25 protein-coding genes are annotated in these 21899 nt (G+C 46.3%); 10 read left to right on the plus strand and 15 right to left on the minus strand.

Features of this window, described 5'->3' with window-relative positions:
• Positions 1 to 429: 429 nt before the first annotated feature.
• The 3 genes from N5C46_RS10575 (at position 430) to N5C46_RS10585 (ending at position 3288) form a co-directional block, all read left to right on the plus strand.
• Positions 430 to 2184 carry an alkaline phosphatase D family protein gene (locus N5C46_RS10575; protein ID WP_272501234.1) on the plus strand — a complete coding sequence of 585 codons (1755 nt, stop codon included), beginning with the start codon at positions 430 to 432 and terminating at the stop codon, positions 2182 to 2184.
• Between the two features lie 19 nt (positions 2185 to 2203).
• The gene (gene tatC, locus N5C46_RS10580; RefSeq protein WP_261752042.1) at positions 2204 to 2953 is read left to right on the plus strand and encodes a twin-arginine translocase subunit TatC; all 750 of its coding nucleotides are present in this window, start codon (positions 2204 to 2206) and stop codon (positions 2951 to 2953) included.
• A 101-nt stretch (positions 2954 to 3054) separates the two neighbouring features.
• Entirely contained in the window at positions 3055 to 3288 is a 234-nt protein-coding gene (locus tag N5C46_RS10585) for a twin-arginine translocase TatA/TatE family subunit (RefSeq protein ID WP_224521201.1), read from the plus strand.
• Between the two features lie 358 nt (positions 3289 to 3646).
• Here N5C46_RS10585 and N5C46_RS10590 read toward each other — a convergent pair whose 3' ends face one another.
• The 3 genes from N5C46_RS10590 to dhaK form a co-directional block, all read right to left on the minus strand.
• The gene (locus N5C46_RS10590; RefSeq protein ID WP_261752336.1) at positions 3647 to 3910 is read right to left on the minus strand and encodes a DUF3949 domain-containing protein; all 264 of its coding nucleotides are present in this window, start codon (positions 3908 to 3910) and stop codon (positions 3647 to 3649) included.
• Between the two features lie 165 nt (positions 3911 to 4075).
• Entirely contained in the window at positions 4076 to 4960 is an 885-nt protein-coding gene (locus tag N5C46_RS10595) for an aldo/keto reductase (RefSeq protein ID WP_261752043.1), read from the minus strand.
• A gap of 353 nt (positions 4961 to 5313) precedes the next feature.
• On the minus strand, positions 5314 to 7071 hold the full coding sequence (gene dhaK / locus N5C46_RS10600) for a dihydroxyacetone kinase subunit DhaK (protein ID WP_261752044.1): 1758 nt from the start codon (positions 7069 to 7071) through the stop codon (positions 5314 to 5316).
• A gap of 250 nt (positions 7072 to 7321) precedes the next feature.
• Here dhaK and N5C46_RS10605 point away from each other — a divergent pair, with 250 nt between their 5' ends.
• The 3 genes from N5C46_RS10605 (at position 7322) to N5C46_RS10615 (ending at position 9594) form a co-directional block, all read left to right on the plus strand.
• Positions 7322 to 8575: an RNA polymerase sigma factor gene (locus N5C46_RS10605; RefSeq protein WP_261752045.1), complete on the plus strand. Its 1254-nt coding sequence runs from the start codon at positions 7322 to 7324 to the stop codon at positions 8573 to 8575.
• A gap of 90 nt (positions 8576 to 8665) precedes the next feature.
• The gene (locus tag N5C46_RS10610) at positions 8666 to 9040 is read left to right on the plus strand and encodes a YciI family protein (protein WP_261752046.1); all 375 of its coding nucleotides are present in this window, start codon (positions 8666 to 8668) and stop codon (positions 9038 to 9040) included.
• A 26-nt stretch (positions 9041 to 9066) separates the two neighbouring features.
• Positions 9067 to 9594 carry a DinB family protein gene (locus N5C46_RS10615; RefSeq protein ID WP_261752047.1) on the plus strand — a complete coding sequence of 176 codons (528 nt, stop codon included), beginning with the start codon at positions 9067 to 9069 and terminating at the stop codon, positions 9592 to 9594.
• 43 nt (positions 9595 to 9637) lie between these two features.
• On the opposite strand, the gene N5C46_RS10620 is transcribed toward N5C46_RS10615, so the two are convergent.
• Positions 9638 to 10678: an NAD(P)-dependent alcohol dehydrogenase gene (locus N5C46_RS10620; RefSeq protein ID WP_261752048.1), complete on the minus strand. Its 1041-nt coding sequence runs from the start codon at positions 10676 to 10678 to the stop codon at positions 9638 to 9640.
• Between the two features lie 213 nt (positions 10679 to 10891).
• Between N5C46_RS10620 and N5C46_RS10625 the strand changes: the two genes are divergently transcribed.
• Positions 10892 to 11305 carry a MerR family transcriptional regulator gene (locus N5C46_RS10625; RefSeq protein ID WP_261752049.1) on the plus strand — a complete coding sequence of 138 codons (414 nt, stop codon included), beginning with the start codon at positions 10892 to 10894 and terminating at the stop codon, positions 11303 to 11305.
• A gap of 92 nt (positions 11306 to 11397) precedes the next feature.
• On the opposite strand, the gene N5C46_RS10630 is transcribed toward N5C46_RS10625, so the two are convergent.
• The gene (locus N5C46_RS10630; RefSeq protein WP_261752050.1) at positions 11398 to 12165 is read right to left on the minus strand and encodes a nucleotidyltransferase domain-containing protein; all 768 of its coding nucleotides are present in this window, start codon (positions 12163 to 12165) and stop codon (positions 11398 to 11400) included.
• Between the two features lie 181 nt (positions 12166 to 12346).
• On the opposite strand from N5C46_RS10630, the gene N5C46_RS10635 reads away from it, so the two are divergent.
• Positions 12347 to 12943: a hypothetical protein gene (locus N5C46_RS10635; protein WP_261752051.1), complete on the plus strand. Its 597-nt coding sequence runs from the start codon at positions 12347 to 12349 to the stop codon at positions 12941 to 12943.
• A gap of 70 nt (positions 12944 to 13013) precedes the next feature.
• On the opposite strand, the gene N5C46_RS10640 is transcribed toward N5C46_RS10635, so the two are convergent.
• From N5C46_RS10640 to N5C46_RS10660, 5 genes are all read right to left on the minus strand, one after another.
• The gene (locus N5C46_RS10640; RefSeq protein ID WP_261752052.1) at positions 13014 to 13583 is read right to left on the minus strand and encodes a GNAT family N-acetyltransferase; all 570 of its coding nucleotides are present in this window, start codon (positions 13581 to 13583) and stop codon (positions 13014 to 13016) included.
• Between the two features lie 131 nt (positions 13584 to 13714).
• On the minus strand, positions 13715 to 14239 hold the full coding sequence (locus tag N5C46_RS10645; protein ID WP_261752053.1) for a DinB family protein: 525 nt from the start codon (positions 14237 to 14239) through the stop codon (positions 13715 to 13717).
• A gap of 23 nt (positions 14240 to 14262) precedes the next feature.
• A complete protein-coding gene (locus N5C46_RS10650; protein ID WP_261752054.1) occupies positions 14263 to 14790 on the minus strand; it encodes a permease in 528 nt (175 codons plus the stop codon).
• Positions 14787 to 15269, minus strand: coding sequence for a hypothetical protein (locus N5C46_RS10655; protein ID WP_261752055.1), 483 nt, complete (start codon positions 15267 to 15269; stop codon positions 14787 to 14789). The genes N5C46_RS10650 and N5C46_RS10655 overlap by 4 nt, the downstream gene beginning before the upstream one ends.
• Positions 15262 to 15603 (minus strand): PadR family transcriptional regulator, encoded by a 342-nt coding sequence (locus tag N5C46_RS10660; protein ID WP_261752056.1) that lies wholly within the window; start codon positions 15601 to 15603, stop codon positions 15262 to 15264. The genes N5C46_RS10655 and N5C46_RS10660 overlap by 8 nt, the downstream gene beginning before the upstream one ends.
• 157 nt (positions 15604 to 15760) lie before the next feature.
• On the opposite strand from N5C46_RS10660, the gene N5C46_RS10665 reads away from it, so the two are divergent.
• Positions 15761 to 16249: a DinB family protein gene (locus tag N5C46_RS10665; protein WP_261752057.1), complete on the plus strand. Its 489-nt coding sequence runs from the start codon at positions 15761 to 15763 to the stop codon at positions 16247 to 16249.
• 113 nt (positions 16250 to 16362) lie between these two features.
• On the opposite strand, the gene N5C46_RS10670 is transcribed toward N5C46_RS10665, so the two are convergent.
• The 5 genes from N5C46_RS10670 to N5C46_RS10690 form a co-directional block, all read right to left on the minus strand.
• Entirely contained in the window at positions 16363 to 17100 is a 738-nt protein-coding gene (locus tag N5C46_RS10670; protein WP_261752058.1) for a hypothetical protein, read from the minus strand.
• Positions 17101 to 17362: 262 nt separating this feature from the next.
• Positions 17363 to 17971 (minus strand): FMN-binding negative transcriptional regulator, encoded by a 609-nt coding sequence (locus tag N5C46_RS10675; protein WP_261752059.1) that lies wholly within the window; start codon positions 17969 to 17971, stop codon positions 17363 to 17365.
• A gap of 57 nt (positions 17972 to 18028) precedes the next feature.
• Positions 18029 to 18712, minus strand: a complete 684-nt coding sequence (locus tag N5C46_RS10680; protein WP_261752060.1) for a zf-HC2 domain-containing protein — start codon at positions 18710 to 18712, stop codon at positions 18029 to 18031.
• Positions 18713 to 18714: 2 nt separating this feature from the next.
• Positions 18715 to 19194, minus strand: a complete 480-nt coding sequence (locus N5C46_RS10685; RefSeq protein WP_261752061.1) for an RNA polymerase sigma factor — start codon at positions 19192 to 19194, stop codon at positions 18715 to 18717.
• Between the two features lie 168 nt (positions 19195 to 19362).
• Positions 19363 to 20697: a methyl-accepting chemotaxis protein gene (locus N5C46_RS10690; protein ID WP_261752062.1), complete on the minus strand. Its 1335-nt coding sequence runs from the start codon at positions 20695 to 20697 to the stop codon at positions 19363 to 19365.
• A gap of 309 nt (positions 20698 to 21006) precedes the next feature.
• Here N5C46_RS10690 and N5C46_RS10695 point away from each other — a divergent pair, with 309 nt between their 5' ends.
• A complete protein-coding gene (locus N5C46_RS10695; RefSeq protein WP_261752063.1) occupies positions 21007 to 21840 on the plus strand; it encodes a YitT family protein in 834 nt (277 codons plus the stop codon).
• Positions 21841 to 21899: the final 59 nt, after the last annotated feature.

Consider the following 21899-nt stretch of genomic DNA (forward strand, 5'->3'; position numbering starts at 1 on the left):
ATATCGTACCACCCTTTTGTTCATCATTCTACTCAGCAATGAGAATATAACAAAAAAAGGAAATTATTCATGATTCTTTTGTACCACGATATTCAATATCTAAAACCTTTTGGGAGCAAGGGGACGGTTCTCCTGCTTCCTCCTCATTAAAAAGAAGCACGAGAACCGTCCCCGTGCTTCCTCTCATTCTATTATGTTGTTTTCTTTTCACCCATGTTAAGAAAAACAGGTCTGTCCGCCTACTAAAATGGATGAAATCCACTGAATCTTTCTCACTTATTGAAACATTCAAATAAAAATGGGCTTTTGTCCCAGGAATGAGTCCCCTCCTCTTCCTCCCTCTATTTACATTCATTTACAACAAGTTAAAAGTGGGCTCCTATAATATGAACTGTTCGATTCAATAGATTCATGAAGGGAGTCATCCATATGACGAATGAGAGATCAATGGAAAATTGGATTCAAAAGCTGAATGTAGAGACCTTATATAAAGGGGTCGACCGCCGCAACTTCCTTCAAGGGGCGGGGAAAGTCGCAGGCATTTCCCTGGGGATGGCGATTGCTCAATCGATGGGCGGTTTGTCTGTCTCGGCAGAAGAAGCCGGATTTCAGGATTTCCCTTTTTCACTTGGGGTAGCTTCCGGTGACCCGCTGCCGGATAGTGTCGTATTATGGACACGTTTAGCCACTGACCCCCTTAATGGCGGGGGCATGCCTGACCGCAAGATTCCTGTGAAGTGGGAAATCGCGAAAGATGAACATTTCCGGCATATCGTGCAGCGAGGTACGGAAGTGGCAAGTCCGTCCCTCGCTCACTCCGTTCATGCCGAGGTTGGGAACCTGGAAGCAGGCACGGTGTACTATTACCGGTTCAAAGTCGGAAAGGATTTCAGCCCGATCGGAAGGACGAAAACCCTACCTGCCTTGAATGCAGATGTCTCAAGCCTGTCCTTTGCCTTTGCTTCCTGCCAGCAATATGAGCACGGCTATTATACGGCCTATAAGCATATGGCCAAAGAAGATCTTGATCTCATTTTCCATCTTGGAGACTATATTTATGAATACGGCCCGAATGAGTATGTAGCTAAATCAGGAAATGTACGAGACCATAAAGGTCCTGAAATCCGCACGTTGGAGGACTACCGCAACCGCCATGCCCAATACCGGACGGATGCCGACCTCCAGGCTGCCCATGCGGCTTTTCCATGGGTGGTGACATGGGATGACCATGAAGTGGAAAACAACTATGCCGACATGATTCCTGAAAAAGGCCAGTCTGTGGAAGAGTTCGTGAGGAGGCGTGTTGCAGCCTACCAGGCCTACTATGAGCATATGCCGTTAAGGAGATCTTCCATGCCTCATGGAGTGGACATGCAGCTCTACCGTCAGTTCTCTTACGGAAACTTGGCCAATTTCATGGTCCTCGATTCCCGTCAGTATCGTTCCGATCAGGCAAATGGAGATAAAAGCTCTCCCCAGACGGCAGAATCCCTGGACCCTTCACGCACCTTGCTGGGCCGCGAACAGGAACAATGGGTGCTTGATCATCTCGGCAGCTCCAACAGCTCATGGAATGTACTGGCCCAGCAAATCTTTTTTGCCAAGAGAAATTATGGTCCAAGCCCTGATCAACCGCGTTACAGCATGGATGGCTGGGATGGCTACACCCCTGCCAGGGAACGCATCACGGACTTTGCCCGTCAGAAAAACATGGATAACCTGATTGTCCTGACAGGTGATGTACACGCAAACTGGGCCTCGAATATCCTGGCAGACTTTGACGAACCGTCTTCCCCCTTGCTTGGAGCCGAGTTTGTCGGCACATCGATCACATCAGGCGGGGACGGTGCAGACAAGCGCGCTGACACGGACCGCATTCTTGCCCAGAACGAACATATTAAATTCTTCAATGATTATCGCGGATATGTCCGCTGCCATGTCACGCCCGCCCAGTGGAGAGCCGATTATCGTGTCGTTCCTTTCGTCTCGAGTCCAGGCGCGGATATTTCTACCAGAGCCTCCTTCGTGTACGAAAAAAATGCAGAAGGACTGAAGGAAGTGTCAACGTCAACCGTTCCAGAAGGGAAACCCTTGTCTTCCGAGGTGGAAGACGATCGTCATGAAGCGCATGCCCGCGCCCATAAAAAGCAAGCCCAAAAAGGCAAACATATGCAAATGAACTAGCACCAAGGAGGCTGAGGCCATGAATGATTGCAACCAACAGGTGATCGGACACTTGGAAGAGCTCAGGAGCCGCGCCATTAAAACCGTACTCGCCTTTATCGGTTTCCTGATCGTGGGGCTCTCTTTTATGAAACCGATCTACGGATGGCTGATCAGGGATATAGACATGAAACTCGCGATCCTCGGACCGAGTGACATTTTGTGGGTGTACTTGATGATCGCATCCGTTTTCTCAGTCGCTGCCACCATCCCAGTCGCTGCCTATCAGATCTGGCGTTTCGTGTCTCCGGCTCTGAATGAGGCAGAAAGAAAAGTCACGTTACGCTTCATACCCGCCTTGTTCTTTCTGTTCATTTTCGGCATCGGGTTCGGCTACTTTCTACTTTTTCCGATCGTCCTGAGCTTCTTGACCACCCTGTCAGCCGACCAATTTGAAACAATGTTCACGGCGGAGAAATACTTCCGATTTATGTTACACCTGACCCTGCCTTTTGGATTGTTATTCGAAATGCCATTAGTCATCGTCTTTCTGACGGTACTTGGCATTTTGGATCCTTCCAAGTTGAAAAAATCAAGAAAGATCGCCTATTTCCTGCTGATCGTCATTTCAGTCGTGATTACACCGCCGGATTTTCTTTCCGATGTATTGGTCATCCTGCCGCTCCTTCTTTTATATGAAATCAGCATCACCTGCTCAACCATGGCGTATAAGAAAAAGGCTTCCCCTTCTGCGGAGTCAAATGCAGGTCAAGAGAATGTTGCTCTATGAAGGAAGAGGCTCGGAATGAACAGAAGAGGCTTCTTGAGTGTAATCGGGATCGGCACATCCGTGTACCCACGCACAAATCAAACTGACAGGAGGAGAAATCTATGCTTACAAATATCGGAATCCCGGGATTAATTCTCGTACTCGTGATCGCCCTGATCATCTTTGGCCCGTCAAAACTACCGGAAATCGGACGGGCATTCGGAACGACCTTAAAGGAATTCAAAAGTGCTACGAGCGATTTAGTGAATGGACATGACCAGGAAAAGAATCCTTCAAAAGACGAAGGTCAACGACTGACAGCGGTGGAAAAAGACAAGCAGCATACAGGCAGCTGACCTGCCACATCAAAAACCGCCCAGAGCTTCTTAGCCTGGGCGGTTTTCGGTTTCTGGTATCCATTTCTCTAACCTCTTTTATGTAGTTTTCATATACTTCCCTTGCCTTATCCGCTCCTGGCATTTCTTTCGTTATTCTTTTATGTAGATCACTTAGCAAATAAAGCCCCCTGAACAAACAACCTGCAATGATGCCGAAAGCCAGGATGCCGCCTATCCAGGGCCCGGATATAAACAAGATCAAACCTAGTATACTGGCTGAAAACACCGATAATAGTAAGTACAAACGAATAGATCCCCCTTCTCTCTTATGATTTATTCGTCTAGGATCGCGATCCAGAGGGACAGGTCCCCTGGCCTACTTCCGATCCCCACCATGCCTCACTCTATACAGAATCGAAGCAAAAAGATTAGCCAAAAAGAATAACGGGTTCCCCTGCATATTCCCATGAAGGCTCAGCTCACCAACATTCATGGCATCATACATTTCTCCCTGTTTCTTCCCTTTTAATCGGTTCTTCTCCTCTTCAGCTTTTAAAGCGATCAAGAAGCGATATTGCATAGGTAAGATCAATAGGGAAATCAGTACATATAAACCGATAACAGCTAGAAAGATATACACTTCCAATTTGACTGCCTCCTTAAATCCACCACTGTTTATTCTTTATATATGTATACGTTTAAATGGATTGGAAAGTTTCGTTAATGGGGAGCAAAGGGACGGTTCTCCTGCTTCCAATTTATAAAAAAAGAAGCACGAGAACAGTCCCCGTGCTTATATAAACGTTTACACCCCCTGCAAGATATGAATGTTCTCCTTGATGTGTTCAACCTTCTTCATTCCCACCATTGTAGAGAAGACACCTTTGGTGGAAGTGACCTCCGTTAACATACATCTTGAATCACTTGCCCCATCAAACCCCTTCCCTAGATGAAATGGAGCATTTGTTGTTGAATAGATTCCCAGCTCATGTGCAGCTTCGAGGACAGAAACCCACTTTCCATTTACCTGTTGATTCTGTTTTAGAATTCCCTCATTCATATGCTTATTCAGCGGAAACTGGATGAATTTGAAGTGATGCTCTTCCCCTGCCACTTTTTTGGCTATATTTATAACCTCTTCGATTGAAAGATAGCCCTTTTCCGTAGGATCTTTGAGAAACCCGAACCAGGTAGCAAACCCATAATACTTAATATTCCCTAGTTGCACTTGATTTTCAAAGAAGGAAAATAACTTTTCCAGTTGGGTATAAAAAAGCGTCGGTCCAAGGACCATCATGGAGATCTCTGGGTTATGGATATAATAAATATCAATCGTTTCTAAGTGAAGATGTTTCTTACTGGTATCAATGGCAAATTGATAATAATCGGGAGCTAACACATGCCGATGGGTATCAACGCTATTCACGTCCGTTTCTTGAATAATTTCACCTTCCAACAAGACTTTTTGTAAAAAATCAGATGGGACCAAGCTTGCCTCGATGTCCCCTGGAATGATGCCTCCTTTGGTAGATACAATCACCTCATCTCGCTTAATTGATCCCCTCTTGATTAACGACTTTAAAACATAGCCGACATCTCTTTCAGATCTCATCCCGCGATAATTAATGGCCGTATCGATGAAATTCAATCCATTCAACAGCCCGTACTCAATCCCTTCACGATAAAGCATTGAGTCTTCCTCATTCATTTCCCCCAGATGAGTCCCAAGCGCAATAGGAGAAGCGCAAAACATTGGCGATTCTCGACAAGCCAAAGAAAACCTACTCAAATAGTCACTTGTTCCACTTAAAGAAGCATAACCGGAAATCATTCACATCCCCCCTTTATGTTCTTTCACATCATAAAAGAAAAATAATCCAAATTACAGACTGAAAATTCCAATAATTATTTGTTATAATAAAGATAGAAGCAGAAGACTGAATTTGGTCTCCTGCTTCTTTTTTATGGAAGCACAGGAACGGTTCTCCGCTTCCAACCCATAAAAAAAGGAAGCAAGAGAACCGTCCCCTTGCTTCCAACTCCTTACTTCAAACTCTCCGCAAGCTCCGTAAAGATAACCCCTAGCGCATAAGCACCTGCATCCGGATGTCCAAGGCTTCGTTCCCCAACCGTACCGGCACGACCCATCCGGGCAACGATATCTTTGGTTTTCTCGGCTCCATCTATAGCGGCGGCTGCTCCTTTTTCAAACGCAGTCTTGAAGTCATCTCCGTTCGCTGCACTTGCCGACCAGGAGTCCGCACATGGAACGAGTGCGTCCACGAGGGTTTTGTCCCCGACCTCTGCTCCTCTGCCGAAGGATCTCTCGCCTGTATCCTGGATTCCCTTCACGGCCGCCTGCAGCATATCCGCGAATTCTTTCACGGTCAGTTCCAATCGGTCCCCTGCCGATTTCCCTGCCGCACGGAATGCAGATCCCCATATCGGACCGGAAGCACCGCCGCAATATTCCATGATGACCATGGAGCTTGCATCCAGGAAGCCGCCGATTGTGAGGTTTTCTTGACTAAGGATATCCTTCCATTCCCTCTTCAATTGCTTGAACCCTTTGGAGACGCTCATTCCGAAATCCCCGTCTCCGGCATGTGAATCCAATTCACAGAACGGTTTTTCATTTTTGATGATCGTGTCGCTCATTTTATCCACCAGGTAGATGATGTTTTCGAGTGTTGCTGTATTATTTTTTATTACAGCATGTTCTTCCGGTGTTTCCACTTCAAAGGAGACGGGTTTCGCTTCTTCATCTTCCTCAAGGTCGATATACTCCACACCCGGTACCGGTCCATCCACCCTGAACGCAGGCGCTGCGCTTTCACTGGACAGCAATGTTTTCAACTCTTCATCCAGCTTCATTACGGTTAGGGAAACACCTGCCATATCGATGCTTGTCATGTAGTTGCCGACAAAGGCACGGTTAATGGATACCTTTTTCCCGGACAGAATTCGGGTAACGCTATTATTAAAGAGATAGAGCTCCTGAAGCGGCGTACCACCAAAGCCGTTTACAAGAATCGCGACCTCGGAAGAATCCCCCTCTTCCATTTTCAGATCCTTCAGAAGATCGTTGACCATCCGCTCTGCCAGTTCGTCCGCAGACGCCATTTGTTCCCGTCTTGTTCCCGGTTCCCCGTGAATTCCAACACCGTATTCGATTTCGTCATCAGCCAATTTGAACGTAGGAGATCCACTAGCTGGGACGGTGCAGGATGTCAGTGCGAACCCAATGCTCCGGACATTTTCTGCCGCCTTTTCTGCCACAGCTTTCACGGCCAGCAAGTCCCTACCTTCTTCCGCAGCCGCTCCGGCGATTTTATGTACAAACACAGTTCCCGCGACACCACGACGCCCCACTGTATAAAGGCTGTCTTCCACGGCAATATCATCATCCACTTTGACGTATTCCACAGGGATGCCATCTTCTGCAGCCATGTGAGCCGCATTTTTAAAATTCATGATATCCCCACTGTAATTCTTAATGACGAGCAGGGCTCCCCTTTTACCAGCCGTTGCCTTAATCGCCTGATAAACCTGAATCTGTGAAGGCGAGGCAAACACATCACCGCACACGGCAGCGTCCAACATCCCTTTCCCCACAAGCCCCGCATGTGCAGGCTCATGACCACTTCCGCCGCCGCTGATCAACGTTACCTTATCTTCATTCAAATCCTTTTTCTTCATCACCTTATACTTCTTCATAAACTCAAGCTCCGGATGAGCCATGGCCATCCCATTGCACATCTCCACGACCAAATCTTCAGGTTCATTCATGACTTTCTTCATTCATAACTCCTCCTTCAGTTTTGTGGTTGCTCAAATTATCTCACTCACCACGTGAAAACGAAAGGAAGAAGCATGGGGACGGTTCTGTTGCTTCTTCTTGGAGTAGAAAAAAAGCACGAGGTCCGTCCCTCCTTGATCTTAAATCGTTTTTGTAGTTTCTCATTATGATAAAATTACATTATCAGAATTTTATAATTAATCGACGTGGTTGATTACAGAATGCGGAATGCATCGGGGAGGAGAAACATACATGAATGAGACTTTAATCCACCAAAGAATTGAGCAGATTTGGAGAGCGGAATCAGCGAAAGTAGTAGCATCCCTTACTCGGATGGTGAGGGATATAAGCATTGCGGAGGATCTTGCTCAAGACACACTGATCATAGCGCTTGAGCGTTGGCCAGTCTCTGATATACCTGATAACCCTGGTGCATGGCTGATGACCGTGGCTAAACGAAAAGCCATAGACATGCTTCGCAGAAAAAAAAGACTGGATCAAAAATATGAACAAATGGCTCACTCAATGAATATTCATCATGATCAAAACTGGACTGATGAAATGGATGAAGAGATTGAGGATGATGTACTGAGGCTGATTTTTATGACATGTCATCCGGTGTTATCAACAAACGCACGTGTAGCTCTTACCCTAAGACTGGTTGCGGGACTGACAACAGAAGAAATCGCAAACGCGTTTCTTGCACATGAATCGACGATTGCCCAGCGTGTGGTTAGGGCAAAACGAAAACTTGCGGCAGTCAAGGTTCCATTCGATGTTCCTCAGGAGGCAGAGTATGCAGAACGGCTTTCTTCCGTATTGGAAGTGATCTACCTTATGTTCAACGAGGGCTATTCGGCTTCTTCGGGTGAACACTTAATTCGAATGAATCTATGTAATGAAGCATTAAGAATGGGAAGAGCTTTAGCAGATCTCATTCGTCTGGAACCGGAAGTTCATGGTCTTGTTGCGCTAATGGAAATACAAGCATCTCGATTTGAAGCCCGAACGAATACGGAAGGTGACATGATATTGCTGTTGGATCAGAACCGCTCGTTGTGGAATCAGGAACACATCAACCGGGGTTTTGCCTCACTAAAAAAAGTAGAAGACTTGGGAGGCACAATCGGAATGTATGCATTGCAAGCTGCTATAGCTGCTTGTCATGCAGAAGCGGCCACACCAGAGAAAACGAATTGGGAGCGAATTTCCACTCTTTATGATGCACTTTCAGAAATTGCTCCTTCTCCCGTCGTTGAACTGAATCGGGCGGTTGCCATTTCAATCGCCTATGGACCAAGTGCAGGGTTGGAGATTGTCGACTCTTTACTTATGGACCCTGCGTTGAATAACTATCATTTACTTCCAAGTGTCAAAGGCAATTTCCTCCTGAAGTTAGGAAAAAAGAATGAAGCATGTAAAGAATTCCAGCGTGCTGCTTCGTTAACACAAAATGTGCAGGAACAGAAATTTCTATTGAAACAGGCTAAAGATTGTATGAAATAAAAAAATAATTAATAGTTATGTCGATTTTCCGATTTGCTGATCGTTGTATAAATAGATACAAAAAATTCGAATGACCTAGGAGAGATAAAGATGATCTTTTTATGTATGGGCTATTTTAACTCTGAAAAAATGGATGCACGTCCAAGTGCGGAGATTGAGGCTGTGATGGAGGAATGCCAGCCTCACACGGAGAAATTTTATGAAACCGGGAAGGTGCTCCTTGATGCAGGTTTGGAGTCAGAAATCAAAAACTTGCGCCGTGTGGACGGGAAAGTCATGGTAACAGATGGCCCATTTACAGAATCAAAAGAGCTGATCGGAAGCATATTCATTTTTGAAGCAGAGAACATGGATGAAGCAATAGAGCTCGCCTCTATTCATCCGACCACGCAATTGAATATAGGGGAAGAATTTGGGTGGCGCATCGAGATTCGGCCTGTTCATTACTTTAAGAATGATAAGTAAGCAGAAATCAAAGATGGGGGAATGACATGAATGACCTTACATTAATTGAAACATACAAAAGCTTTTTACAATCATATTCTCCTGAGCAGCTAAGGTATATCCCCGAACCAGGCGTCTGGTCCATCGGTCAAATGTATGACCATCTCCTTGTCGTGGCTCATGAGTATCTGGACAGTGTGGAAGCCTGTGCGCTGGCTGGCGGAGAGCAAACGGATGGGAAAACAGAGTTTGGAGAATATTTATTTAAAAATGGTGGATTCCCGCCAATTAAAATCCAATTACCGCCAGAACTTAACACTGCCCCGGACAATTCAAAAACGAAAGAGGATATTAATTGTGAGCTCGATCAACTAATGGAACGAATGAAAGAGTTGAAAGCCAAGGTAGATGAAATCAACCCAAACTCCAAACAGAAGCATGGAGGCTTCGGATGGCTGAATGCCCAGGAATGGTTTGACCTCGTTGGAATGCATTTCCGTCATCATCTGCGGCAGAAATATGAATTAGATGAAGCATGGGTGAAGCACGGGGACGGTTCTCATGCTTCCATATAATATAAAAAAGAAGCAAGAGAACCGTCCCCTTGCTTCCTTCTATTTAAATCGTGCTCGTATCAATCACAAAACGATACTTCACATCTGAACCCAATACCCGTTCATACGCTTCATCGATGTAATCGGCCGAAATCACTTCAATGGAAGGTACGATTCCATGTTCCCCGCAGAAATCGAGCATTTCCTGTGTCTCACGGATGCCTCCGATCAGGGAACCGGCAAATGAACGGCGATGGCCGATCAATGAGAACACATTCACTTCCAATGGCTCTGCAGGCGCACCCACATTCACCATTGCCCCATCGAGTGTCAGCAGGGAAAGGTATGCACTGATATCAATCTTGGCGCTGACCGTGTTGATGATCAGGTCGAACGTACCGGCAAGCTTCTCGAACGTCTCAGGATCGCTCGTGGCATGATAGGCTTTTGCCCCAAATTCCAAGCCGTCTTCTTTCTTATTTAACGTACGGGAAAGGACCGTCACTTCGGCTCCCATGGCATGTGCGATCTTAACCGCCATATGACCAAGTCCACCCATTCCGACAACGGCTACTTTCTTCCCTGGCCCGGCATTCCAATGGTTCAGTGGAGAAAAGGTCGTAATCCCTGCACATAATAGAGGTGCCGCCGCATCCAGCTCGATGTTATCAGGGATGCGAAGGACGAAATCTTCTTCTACAACGATATGGGTCGAATAACCGCCTTGAGTCAGCTCACCATATTTGTCCACTCCTGCGTACGTAGGAATGTTTCCTTCCAGGCAGTACTGCTCTTCCCCATCTCGGCAGTTCTTACATTCGCCGCAGGAACCAACCATACATCCTACTCCTACCCGGTCGCCGGCTTTGTACTTCGTTACCTCGGATCCGACTTCCGTTACGAACCCCGCAATCTCGTGTCCCGGAACAAGTGGATACTTCACTTCTCCCCATTCACCGTGTGCTGTATGGATATCGGAATGGCAGATCCCTGCATACTTGATTTCAATCAAAACATCATGCTTATCAAGATCCCGCCTCTCGATTTCAGCCTCTCTGAAAGATTTGTCAGGACCGTCTACAGCTCGTGCTTTAGCAATTACCATGAATAAAAACCTCCTGTAATAGTAGCTTTCAAGAGACAGGTGAACAAACCTGATGAACTCTTGTTATCTCCATGGTAATCCCTATAGTTAACTCTAGGTCAAGAGATAACCCTCCTTGAATCTGTTTTGACAGCGAGTGATGACCGTGCTACGATTTTTCCATAAACATAGAGTTAACTCGACGTCTAGTTTTTTCGAAAAAGGAGCGCGAATATGAAAACTTATTCCATTGGAGAAGTGGCAAAAGAACTGAATCTCTCCATCTATACCCTGCGATACTACGACAAAGAAGGCCTCATGCCTTACGTTGAACGAACAGAAAATGGCACCAGACGATTTAAAGAATCGGATATCTCCGCATTACATATCATCGAATGCCTGAAATCCACCGGCATGCCCATCAAGGAAATCAAGCACTTCATCGACTGGTGCGCAGAAGGCGATGCCACCCTGCAAAACCGTTATGACATGTTCCTCGAAAGGAAAGCATCCGTAGAAGCAAAGATCAAAGAACTCCAGCAAACCATGGAAGTCATCGACCATAAATGCAGCTATTATAAGACCGCTTTAGAAGCCGGTACGGAGGAGGTGCATAGGAATAAGAAGATAGAAATTATTCATCCGTAACGCTTCTTCTAGGGAAGCAAGGGGACGGTTCCGCTGCTTCCGTCTGACGTAAAAAAGAAGCACGAGAACCGTCCCCATGCTTCCCGTGCTTTTCACCCCTCCAACACTTTCCCAACCATCAATCCCATAAACGAAACGACTTCTCCCTCACCAAGCTCTTCCCGAATCCAATCAAACTCACTTTCTAACAGACTCGCAATCTTCCGCACCGCTTCTCCATGGTGTGACGGTGTCATCGCCTCATAAATCTCCACTACACGATCTTGACGCTCTTGTGGCAAATCCCTGTGAATCGTTTTCAAACCAAGCACTGCCCGCTCCTTTGCGTACCGGGACAGCAGAATGATCGTCACACATCTCATCGAGTGCCGCAGCATTTCCACAGCCCACGTAGCATTCCCCCTCGCCGTTGCTTTCTGATACTGAAACAGAAACCAGGCGGCGTCGAGGACCTGATCCGTGAACTCCTCATCTGAAACGGTGAGGTTTTGGGTAGATTCATATTTTCCCATCAAATTGTCAGTATCGTATAACACCGTAAAGAAATCCTTCTCCTGTATGGTCTTCTCCGTCACCGTGAACAGATCGATGTGCAGCCAATCTTCATAAATGGCGATGATCTGCGGCGCGATGATAAAAATGTCATCGTGAAAGATGAGGTCCTTGTACGCTTTCAAATGATCGAGGCGGCGGGTCAGGAATCCCTCTTCTTCCCCTTCCTCCACTAAACAGTACAGGTCGATATCGGAGTGTTCATCGTGTTCTTTCCGTCCCATGGATCCCTTGAGGAATACGCTCCGGACGCTTGGATCTTTTTTTAGGCTTTCGAGTACTTTTTCTACCGCTGCTTCTTGACGCATTTGCGGGCCCCCTTGGTTAAAAATGTATATTACGCCATTATACATTTTTCCAACGTAATCGTACATTCTTCTATTTAAAAATTTAGAACCTCCCCTTTACCAAAAATTCATGAAGGTAATTATTTACAATAAATCACAAGGAAGTGCTTTACATTTCAATCCTATGAGGAGGAATAGTTTTATGAAAAAGATGAGTTTTCTATTTGCTGGGGCCCTGGTCATGATGCTTGCAGGTTGTGGTGGGGATGCGGCTGTCGAGGAACTGGACAAAAATGAAACGCAAAAAGCCGAGGCTAAGACGACGAGTGCGTCCGAAGAAAAAACAGAGAAAAAAGCCCAGGAAGAAGATATCTGGACGTATTACAATGACGCCACCTGGTCCGATGATTACAACGGTTTGAAGATGGAAATCCAGAAGGTGGTCGTGAGCGATAAAGCCCCTACCATGGAAGACGAGAACGCCAAGGGGTCGGCCGTCGGTGTGAAATTCAAAATGGAAAATACAACCGAAGGCAAATTCACCTTCTATCCGGACCAGGCCGTCCTCGTCACGAGCACCGGTGAACAAATTGACATGCCCGACATGTGGGTATCAGACAGCATCGGCGGCGAGATCGATAAAGGCGTCATCAAGGAAGGCAATATCATCTGGTACCTGGAACGGGGCCACGCCGAAGACATCGAGTGGATCAAGATGGAATTTAACGGGCATGGGGGAGCGGAAGATGATTTTGAGAGTGAAATGAAGGAATATGAAGTTGAGTTGCCACTGAAATAGAAGATGCAAGGGGACGGTTCTTCTGCTTCCATTTCATAAGAAAAAGAAGCATGAGAACCGTCCCCCTGCTTCACTTCACATCATTAAAATAGTCCACCTGAAGAAGCCCATAGACCGCACAGTCCTTATACTGATTCTTCGCATTGCGGATCATATGTTTAATGGTTCCTTCTTTTTGCATTCCCACTTTACTCATAATCTTTCCGGAGGCGGGGTTATCCGTATTATGTGCTGCTGATATCTTATGAATGTTCATCGTTCTAAAGCCAAATTCGATCACCGCACTCAAGGCCTCGGTTCCATACCCCTTATTCCACCAATCATAACCGATGGTATACCCCACTTCACAATTCTCCGTCATCGGGTCAAAATGAAAAAGGTCAATTGCCCCAATCAAATCCCCACTTGATTTCAGTTCGATTCCCCAATAACAGAATTCTTCCGTTTCATACTGATCAACGATTTCCGTTACCCTCTTAATGGTTTCCTCTACAGACTTGTGTGCTCCCTTAATGAGATTATCCATCACGCGATCATCGGAAAGCCAATGGTCGAAGACAGTTTGAGCGTCTGAACCTTCCAGCTTCCTCAGTACTAATCGGTCCGTTTCTAACGTTGGTGTTCCAGAATAATGTATCATTTCTTCACCTACTTAACCCATTCTTATCCATCCCTTACCCTATTCTTCACCTTAGTTGGAAACTCCTTCTTTCCCTATGGGTCCACATGAATCTCACAAAAAAAAGAAGCAAGAGAACCGTCCCCCTGCTTCTACTTCAACACTCCCAAATACTCCTGCCACGGCCCCACATCTTCTGCATATCGCTTCGAAAACACCCTCACGATTTGTGACAGATGGGTCAGATCATGAACCACCCAAGTCGAGATGAGCTCACGGGCGGTGACTGTACCGAAAGCAGGATGCACACCCGTTCGATCAAGGGCGTTTTCGTGCTGAGTTAATAACTCGTTTAACATATTGATGTTTCGGGATCGAAGGGTGGCAAATTCCTGTAGCTTCTCCGCAAGAGTTCCTGAAGCATTTCCATTCAAATGTGAATCTCGATCAAATACAGGAAACACTGCATGTTCACCTTCTTGAAAAATCATCTTTAATCTCGGGATCCAGTTATGTTTTTCCCCTTCATTGAGATGATCCACTACCTGGATCGCATTCCACGTTCCATCGCCTTCGTTGCACTCAATCCACCCTTTTGACAAACCAGTCAGGAAATGTTCAAGAGTGACCGGAGTGCGTTCCAGAATCTCGATTCCTTCATTTAATGTAAAGCTCATCCTCTTTCCCCCTCACATTTTGTTTACACCTCTTCCAATCCATCATACTCCAACAACTCCCCCGGCTGGTAGAATTTCTCAAACAACACACCGAGGAAATAGGCAAACAATAAACCGAATCCGATATGGATCATGGTGAATTTCATCCCAAAGGAGGCCAGCTCGTAAATCACGACCGGCAATTTCGATGTCGACCAGACTCCGAGGAAGAAGACGATGTAGCGGACACTTGCTCCTTTTTTCAAAAAGAGGACGGCCATGGGAAAGGCCACGTACAACGGCCCCGCTGCGATGGTTCCGAGTAACAGGGAAAAAAGGATGCCATAGAATCCCGAGTCTTTCCCCATATAGCGGATCATCGTTTCCTTTTCCACCCATTTGTCCAATAATCCCACTAACACGAGGACCGGTGGCAGCAGGAACAGCATATCCAGCATGCTGTTCCCCGTCAGCACTGCAGCCTTCCATCCTGCTGACCTGTTTACACTAGTCAGAACGATTAGGCCGACAAGGAGAATAAGAAAGAATCGATATCTCTTTACCTGTTTCATGCCATCACCACCCAAATCAGAACGGCGAATAGAACAGACATGACCACGGCTGCCCCATTACGCGCTATCGCAAAACTACGTCCAAACACCTTTTGTTCCATAGGTAACGTGACGATCCCGACGGCCATGAACGATGCCATCAAGGCTGCCACCTGGGGAAGACCCGCCCCGTTTTCCACCAGTGTCGCACCTAGTGGAAACACCACAAAGCTTGGGATAAGGGAAACAGAACCAATGACCGTGGAGTAGACGACCCCCATGATGCCCGATTCCTTCCCGACAATGGAAGAAATGAGTTCAGGTGTGAGGATGGATAATGATAAGCCGACGAACAGCATAATCGCCAGCACATCAGGCATAATATTGCTGAACATTTTCCACGCCTTCAGGATGGCTCCTTTCGTCTTTTCCCTGTCTTTCCCGAATGAAATTCCGGTTAAGATAAGAGCGGTCCCGTAAAGAATCAGACCGTTAATCATGGTTGGGTCCCTTCTTCCATTCCTCATATTTACCTAGGAAAAAGAATAAGTTCTTGATCTTGCTTTCAATATCTTCATGAAAGTCCTCCATTGTCCTTTCTCCCGTTTCAGTGATTCGATACATCTTGATCGGCTTCTCCCCTGATGTATTGAAATAAGACTCCACGGAACCTTCCGTCTCCAATTTTTTCAGAGTGCGGTAAATGATCGCACTGTCAATGGGGTTGACCGGAATTTCATCCTGACACTTCTGAAGAAGCTGACCACCGTAGCAATCCCCCTCTGTTAAAAACATCAAAAGAAAGGCGCCTGTATGTCTTCCTGTATGTTTCATCTATGATGACCTCCTACAATATGATTTAAACTGTTAAAAACAGTATACTGCTAATAACAGTACACTGTCAATAACAGTATACAAAATGGAAGTAACAACGAGTTCAACATGATACAATAAACAGGAAAGTATCATTTAAAAATCAGGAGGGAATACCATGTTCACATCTAAAAATGATTTCCTACAAGAATGGAAACAAGAAGCCGCAGTCACCCAAAAGGTAATGGACGCACTGACAGACGAGTCACTGAAACAGGAAGTGGCACCTGACCTATACAGCATTGGAAGCGTTGCCTGGCACATCACGGGAGCTACATACTACTTCCCGGCTCAAGTCGGCATCACGTTTGAAGTACCGGATCTTCGCAAAGACGCACCGACATCCGCTGCCGAAATCAGCGAAACGTATAAGCTCGTCAGCAACCGCCTCGTAGAAGCCGTTTCTGAGCAAGTATCAGATGAGAAGATGAACGAAATGGTCAATCTCTTTGGAATGGAAATGCCGGTTCAAGCCGTCTTCCGCTTATTGATTCAGCATCAGGCTCATCACCGTGGTCAGCTGACCGTTCTCATGCGTCAAGCTGATTTGAAAGTGCCTGGCGTGTATGGTCCGAGTAAGGAAGAAATGGAAGCGATGAAGGGATAATGAGTGAGTGACAGCCGGCGAGTGCCGGCTGTTTTTTTGCGTGTGCACGGGGACGGTTCTTCTGCTCCCATTTTCTCCAAAGAAGAAGCACGAGAACCGTCCCCGTGCTTCCCTTATGCCAATGCCTCATCCTCCTCCAACACCCTTTTCCGTAGGTCCTGGATGAAAGGCTCCGCATCCTCCATATAAATTAACGCCTTCTTCACCACTTTCCTCTGCCCGAAATAGCCTCGCGCCTCAATCGGTTCCTTGAAGATGATTTCATACCTCAACTCATCGATCATCCCGAAGACGCGGGTGAACACCCTTGGCAGCATGGCGACATGAAACACATTTTTCTCATGAATGATGCCCCCGCTTTTTGCATATTGGGTCCTGGCCGATTGAATGGCTGCAACATCATTTATATTAAAACAAAGGGACCTCCGCACGCCGATTTTCATCTGTACCCCGCTCCCCTTGAACGCAATCGGTGAGTTCCGGACAAGATTATAGTCCCCGAGCATATAAAGAATGCTGTAGACATGCAGTACGACAAGGATATCCGCCCGGAGTGGGTCCACGTCTTTTAAATAGTAATGAAACGCGAATGCTTCAATCACCTGTTCATGAAGAAGCGCGATGAACAGCCAGAAATAATTGGAGCCTTTGTGATAGGCATAGGTTCCTTCCGTCCGCCTCACTTTCCACTTGAACAGGGCATAGTAGAAGACAATTGCCTCTTTCTTTAGAATCGTGATGAAGGGATTCTTCTCCATGTCTCCTCTTCTATATTTTATAAAAAGAATGATGGCACCGATGTCCGCCAGTACAATCAGGATAACGAGTGAGATGATCAGTTGAGTGTCCATGGTCTTCCTCCTATATCCAAGGAAATATCGGTTGGGTGGCGAATTTAATACCATATATATCCTTTTTATCTTAAAGGTAAGGTATCCCGTGTAGGATGTATAGGGTTATTTACCGTATTTTCTTTAATAGACAAGGGATTGTGACAGAATGGTTAATAAATGGAAATTGGGGAGGAATTTTATAAACTTGTTTTAAACGTAAAAGCCAGGTGGACAGTCTATCATGTTCACCTGGCTTTTATTACGACCTATGCTCTTTTTCTTATTTCAAATTCTCCTTCATCCAAGCAGCAATCTGCTGTTCATCCGTGGTCGGCTTCTGCTCAAGCTCTCGGATCACCCGCCCTTGCCTCTCAGTTGAATGGTTTTGACTTAGCTTCGCCTTTCCTTCCATCTGATTGATGTTAATCTTGAACCCTTGTACTCCCTTGCTCATACCGGCGATCAGCGCAGGGTCAAGATTCCCCAGGCTGTAGGAACTGTCGGGGGCTTCGAACGTTGATACCAATTCATGTAGCGATTCGACGAGCTCATGGTCGTCCTCGACAAGCTCGACTTCTCCGTACACATGGACCGATACATAGTTCCAGGTCGGGACGGTTTGATTCGTCTCGTACCAGGACGGGGAGATATAACAATGAGGACCGTGGAAAACGGCCAGCACCGTTTGCTGTTCGATTTCTTTCCACTGGGGATTCGGCCGGGCAAAGTGTCCGTATAAGTGCGTTTTCTCCTTGTTTAACAGGAGCGGTAAGTGCGTCGCAACCGGCTTCCCATCGTGTTGGGAAAAAAGCGTCGCAAAGCTGTGATCTTGGATGATCTTGTACGCTACCGATTGATCCGTGATCTTAAAGTCTTTTGGGATATACATTGTGATCCACCTTTCTTTTTAAGAAAAAGGAAGCAGGAGAACCGTCCCCTTGCTTCTTTAAAACCCAAATCTCTCTTTTGCCTCTTCACTTGCATCGGGCAGCTGCATCCCTTTTTTCCAGATCAGTGTTCTGTCATCAGATGTTCCGAAATAGATCGCTTTGATTTTCTGACTCCGGATGTTTTCCTGTTCGGGGATATCGATGAAATCATACCCTTTTTCCAAAGTAGATAGAGGCTGTGCTTTCTCCTTCACAACCGGACGCTTCGCAGTGATGTAGAAGTCCCCGTTGTCGTCCAGGCTGTATTTTAGGGTATTGACACTGTAACCATCATCTATGTTCAGGTGATACATAATTTTCCCGTCTCCCGTTTCACCGACATCACTGATTTCCGCCTTGTCTGCCGGCACACTTGAAATCTGCCATTGGAATAAGCCGACATAAACGAGAAGCAGGACAGCAATGGTCAAGGCGGAGATGAAGACCCCTTTCATAAATGACTTCTTCCTACCCTGTTTCCAAGTAGCGGCCATCCTTTTGATGAGGCGGTCATCGGTTGTTGAATCCACTTTCTTTTTTTCCGTGATGAGCAGGTCTGCCTTCATCCGCTTCCATTTCATTTGACACTGTTCGCAGTGTGAAAGGTGCTCTTCTACGATATTCTTGCTTTCCTCACTGCATACGTCATCTACATAAAGCGGCAATATATCCTCAATGATTTCACACGGTACTTCCCGCATCGTCATTCCTCCTTCACAACATCCTGTATTTTTTGTTTTGCCCGGTAAAACGTGACCCTTGCCCAGCTCTCGGTCTTTCCGAACAGCTCACTGATTTCCCTGAACGAAAGCTCCCCGAAGATCCGCAGGGTGAATACTTCCTTATATGGGTCAGCCATGGAATGAAGGGCTTTATGGACAAGGAAGGCGGCTTCTTTGCTTTCCATCAGCTTCTCGAGGATCAAGTCACCGGGTTGGTCCTTCCCCTCTTCCGTGACATACCGCTTTTGCTTGGAGTAATGGGTGAAGTATGTATTTTTTGCAATCTGGCACAACCATACGTTCATCTTAGAATGGCCTTGAAATGAATTCATGCTCTTCAATGCTTTGAAAAACGTTTCCTGAGTAATTTCTTCCGCAAGCTTCTCATCACGGCTCAGGGAGAGTATAAATGCGTACACTTCCCGGAAATATTGATCATAAATCTTTTCAAACTCTTTCACCCGCCTGCCTCCCTTCCTAAGTAAGACTGTGATGGAGTAATTTTGTTACAAAAAAATTTGGAACTTATATTAGTCAATTTTACTGGACAGATATCGGAACGGATACAATAAAATATGCCAAGGGGACTGTTCCCTTGGCATACCATTCATTAGTGGGCTCTCTGAATCTCAAAGTTCCCCGTTCACCTTAAACCGGCTCAAATCCCCACGCAGATCCCGTGACATGCCATTGAGCATGTTGACGTTGGAGGCGATTTCCTGCATGGAAGCGGCTTGCTCTTCTGAAGCAGCACTGACTGTCTGGATGCTTCCCGACGTCTGGTCGGCGATGACGGCAATGTTCTCGATCATGGTCAGCATGTTGACGGTGCTTGCGTTCACTTGCTCGATGATGGCTGAGACTTCATGGGTCTGGCGGGAGACATTCTCGATGTCGCCGGTGATTTCCTTGAAACTGTCCCCCGTCCGGTCGACCATCACGATGCCGCTTTCGATGATGGTCCTGCCTTGATTCATCGATTGGACCGCTTTGTTTGTTTCCGATTGGATCTCCTGGATGATGAAGCGGATCTTGTCCCCCGCATTCCCGGATTGCTCGGCAAGCTTGCGGACTTCCTCTGCCACGACCGCAAATCCCCTGCCGTGTTCACCGGCCCTTGCTGCTTCAATCGTTGCGTTCAATGCAAGGAGATTGGTTTGATCGGCAATGCTCGTGATCATCTTGACGATTTCGCCGATTTGATCCGATTTGCTATCGAGAGCTTGAAGTAATTCAGATGTCTCGCCAACCGACTGTCGGATTTCCTGCATGCGTTTAACCGTATCCACTGCTGCCGCATTACCTTTCGCCGCCTTGCCGCTTGCCGACATAGACGTTTTAGCGACGGATTGGATGGCTGCCGCCGATTGTTCCATTCCTTCTGCGATTTCCTTGGAGGCAATCACAAGTTTCGCAGAGCTTTTTGCCTGCCCCTCGGAACCCGCTGCCACCTCCTGGATGGTGGATGTGATGGCATCAATGGCTTTGGTATTTTCTTCTGCGATGGAATTTAACTGGGTTGAATAATCACTGACCTTTATCACGGTCTGATTGGATTTTTCAAGGAGATCACCAAGGTTCGCAACCATCTTATCAAATGAATGCGACAGTCGGCCGATTTCGTCATTGGAACGGCTATTAACAGCTACCGTCAAATCACCCTGGGCAGCCTGCTTGATGGCTCCTTCTACTTTGTTCAATGGATTGATGATAAGAAAACGTACAAATAATGAAATGATCGTTGTGGTTACAAGTAATGATATGAGTGTGTTCACATAAACACCGTAACTGCCATCGATATAGTCTTTGATGAGGCCGTTTATGTAAGCGGAGATGGGGGTGCTGATCAGCAAGCTGATGACGATCGAAGCGATCATCTTGAAATCGATCCGTTCTAATCGCCTCAGTGAAATTACGGAAAAATCTGTCAATTCAGGAGACTTCTTTGCTTTTAGCGTATTCATTCACATTCCATCCTTTCGACAGTCCAGCCGCCACATTGTATTGTTATTATCTTAAACCCAAAACGACACATACCTTCCTCCCCTCAAAATTCCAATTATTTTTGGTATTACATTTTAACTCTAGCACTTCTGACACGTTTCGACAATTACTTTATTACGCTAAAACGAATAATAAGTAAGACTAAAGATCTATTCTTATAATTCCTCAACCATCCATAATCCACCTTTTAAAAAACAACCAAGGGACCTGTCCCCGCGGTCCCCCATGTGCTATAGTATCCTAGTATCAATTGAGAACGGAGTGAGCACATGAATTCAACAACGAAAGAAATCACACTGATCATCATCGGCTCCTTATTCTTCGCCCTCGGAGTCAATTTGTTTGCGATCCCGAATGAGCTGGGGGAAGGTGGCGTGACGGGGATTTCCATGACCCTCTACTATGTATTGGATTGGTCTCCTGGTATCACGAACTTTGTCATGAACGGCATCCTCTTGGCGATCGGATATAAGGTTTTAAATAAACGGGTAACTTGGTACACCATGCTTGCCATCTTCTTTACGTCCCTCTTCATTCAATTGACAGAAGGGATGGGAAATTCCGTCGACATCATGCTCGGCACCGTGTTTGCAGGTGTGTTCATCGGGATCGGACTAGGACTTGTCCTGCGTTCAGGTGGGACGACGGGTGGGTCCACGATCATTGCCCGCATGCTCAACCAGCAATTCGGCTGGGCCGTCAGCACGACGATGTTCGTGTTCGACATCCTTGTGGTGCTGGGTTCCTCGTTTGTCATCGGAATCGAGAATACGATGTACACAGGGATTTCCATCTATATCAGTACGAAGATCCTTGATTACCTGATCGACGGCTTCGATACACGAAAAGCCGTTACGATCATTTCCGAGGATACCGACGCCATCGCCGAAAAAGTAAGCGCCGAAATGGACCGAGGCGTCACGGTCATCAACGCTCGTGGCCATTATTCCAAGTCATCGAAAGACATTCTCTACGTCGTGATCAACAAACAGGAGCTCTTTCTCCTGAAAAAAATGATCCAGCAGATTGATGAGAAAGCATTCGTGGTTGTACATGATGTGCGGGATGTGTTTGGGGAAGGGTTTACGTTTCCGAAGACGTAAGAGAAGAAGAGGATGTCCAGTGGACGGATTGCCGTCACGAGGGACATCCTCTTTTTTTA

The organism is Rossellomorea vietnamensis, from assembly GCF_025398035.1.
In the GTDB taxonomy this organism is placed as follows: domain Bacteria; phylum Bacillota; class Bacilli; order Bacillales; family Bacillaceae_B; genus Rossellomorea; species Rossellomorea vietnamensis_B.

Bases quoted from the DNA above. Each gene is read 5' to 3' on its own strand.
- N5C46_RS10575 (WP_272501234.1), top strand. From the start codon at position 430: ATGACGAATGAGAGATCAATGGAAAATTGGATTCAAAAGCTGAATGTA.
- tatC (WP_261752042.1), top strand. From the start codon at position 2,204: ATGAATGATTGCAACCAACAGGTGATCGGACACTTGGAAGAGCTCAGG.
- N5C46_RS10585 (WP_224521201.1), top strand. From the start codon at position 3,055: ATGCTTACAAATATCGGAATCCCGGGATTAATTCTCGTACTCGTGATC.
- N5C46_RS10595 (WP_261752043.1), bottom strand. From the start codon at position 4,960: ATGCTTTATCGTGAAGGGATTGAGTACGGGCTGTTGAATGGATTGAAT.
- dhaK (WP_261752044.1), bottom strand. From the start codon at position 7,071: ATGAAGAAAGTCATGAATGAACCTGAAGATTTGGTCGTGGAGATGTGC.
- N5C46_RS10605 (WP_261752045.1), top strand. From the start codon at position 7,322: ATGAATGAGACTTTAATCCACCAAAGAATTGAGCAGATTTGGAGAGCG.
- N5C46_RS10610 (WP_261752046.1), top strand. From the start codon at position 8,666: ATGATCTTTTTATGTATGGGCTATTTTAACTCTGAAAAAATGGATGCA.
- N5C46_RS10615 (WP_261752047.1), top strand. From the start codon at position 9,067: ATGAATGACCTTACATTAATTGAAACATACAAAAGCTTTTTACAATCA.
- N5C46_RS10620 (WP_261752048.1), bottom strand. From the start codon at position 10,678: ATGGTAATTGCTAAAGCACGAGCTGTAGACGGTCCTGACAAATCTTTC.
- N5C46_RS10625 (WP_261752049.1), top strand. From the start codon at position 10,892: ATGAAAACTTATTCCATTGGAGAAGTGGCAAAAGAACTGAATCTCTCC.
- N5C46_RS10630 (WP_261752050.1), bottom strand. From the start codon at position 12,165: ATGCGTCAAGAAGCAGCGGTAGAAAAAGTACTCGAAAGCCTAAAAAAA.
- N5C46_RS10635 (WP_261752051.1), top strand. From the start codon at position 12,347: ATGAAAAAGATGAGTTTTCTATTTGCTGGGGCCCTGGTCATGATGCTT.
- N5C46_RS10640 (WP_261752052.1), bottom strand. From the start codon at position 13,583: ATGATACATTATTCTGGAACACCAACGTTAGAAACGGACCGATTAGTA.
- N5C46_RS10645 (WP_261752053.1), bottom strand. From the start codon at position 14,239: ATGAGCTTTACATTAAATGAAGGAATCGAGATTCTGGAACGCACTCCG.
- N5C46_RS10650 (WP_261752054.1), bottom strand. From the start codon at position 14,790: ATGAAACAGGTAAAGAGATATCGATTCTTTCTTATTCTCCTTGTCGGC.
- N5C46_RS10655 (WP_261752055.1), bottom strand. From the start codon at position 15,269: ATGATTAACGGTCTGATTCTTTACGGGACCGCTCTTATCTTAACCGGA.
- N5C46_RS10660 (WP_261752056.1), bottom strand. From the start codon at position 15,603: ATGAAACATACAGGAAGACATACAGGCGCCTTTCTTTTGATGTTTTTA.
- N5C46_RS10665 (WP_261752057.1), top strand. From the start codon at position 15,761: ATGTTCACATCTAAAAATGATTTCCTACAAGAATGGAAACAAGAAGCC.
- N5C46_RS10670 (WP_261752058.1), bottom strand. From the start codon at position 17,100: ATGGACACTCAACTGATCATCTCACTCGTTATCCTGATTGTACTGGCG.
- N5C46_RS10675 (WP_261752059.1), bottom strand. From the start codon at position 17,971: ATGTATATCCCAAAAGACTTTAAGATCACGGATCAATCGGTAGCGTAC.
- N5C46_RS10680 (WP_261752060.1), bottom strand. From the start codon at position 18,712: ATGCGGGAAGTACCGTGTGAAATCATTGAGGATATATTGCCGCTTTAT.
- N5C46_RS10690 (WP_261752062.1), bottom strand. From the start codon at position 20,697: ATGAATACGCTAAAAGCAAAGAAGTCTCCTGAATTGACAGATTTTTCC.
- N5C46_RS10695 (WP_261752063.1), top strand. From the start codon at position 21,007: ATGAATTCAACAACGAAAGAAATCACACTGATCATCATCGGCTCCTTA.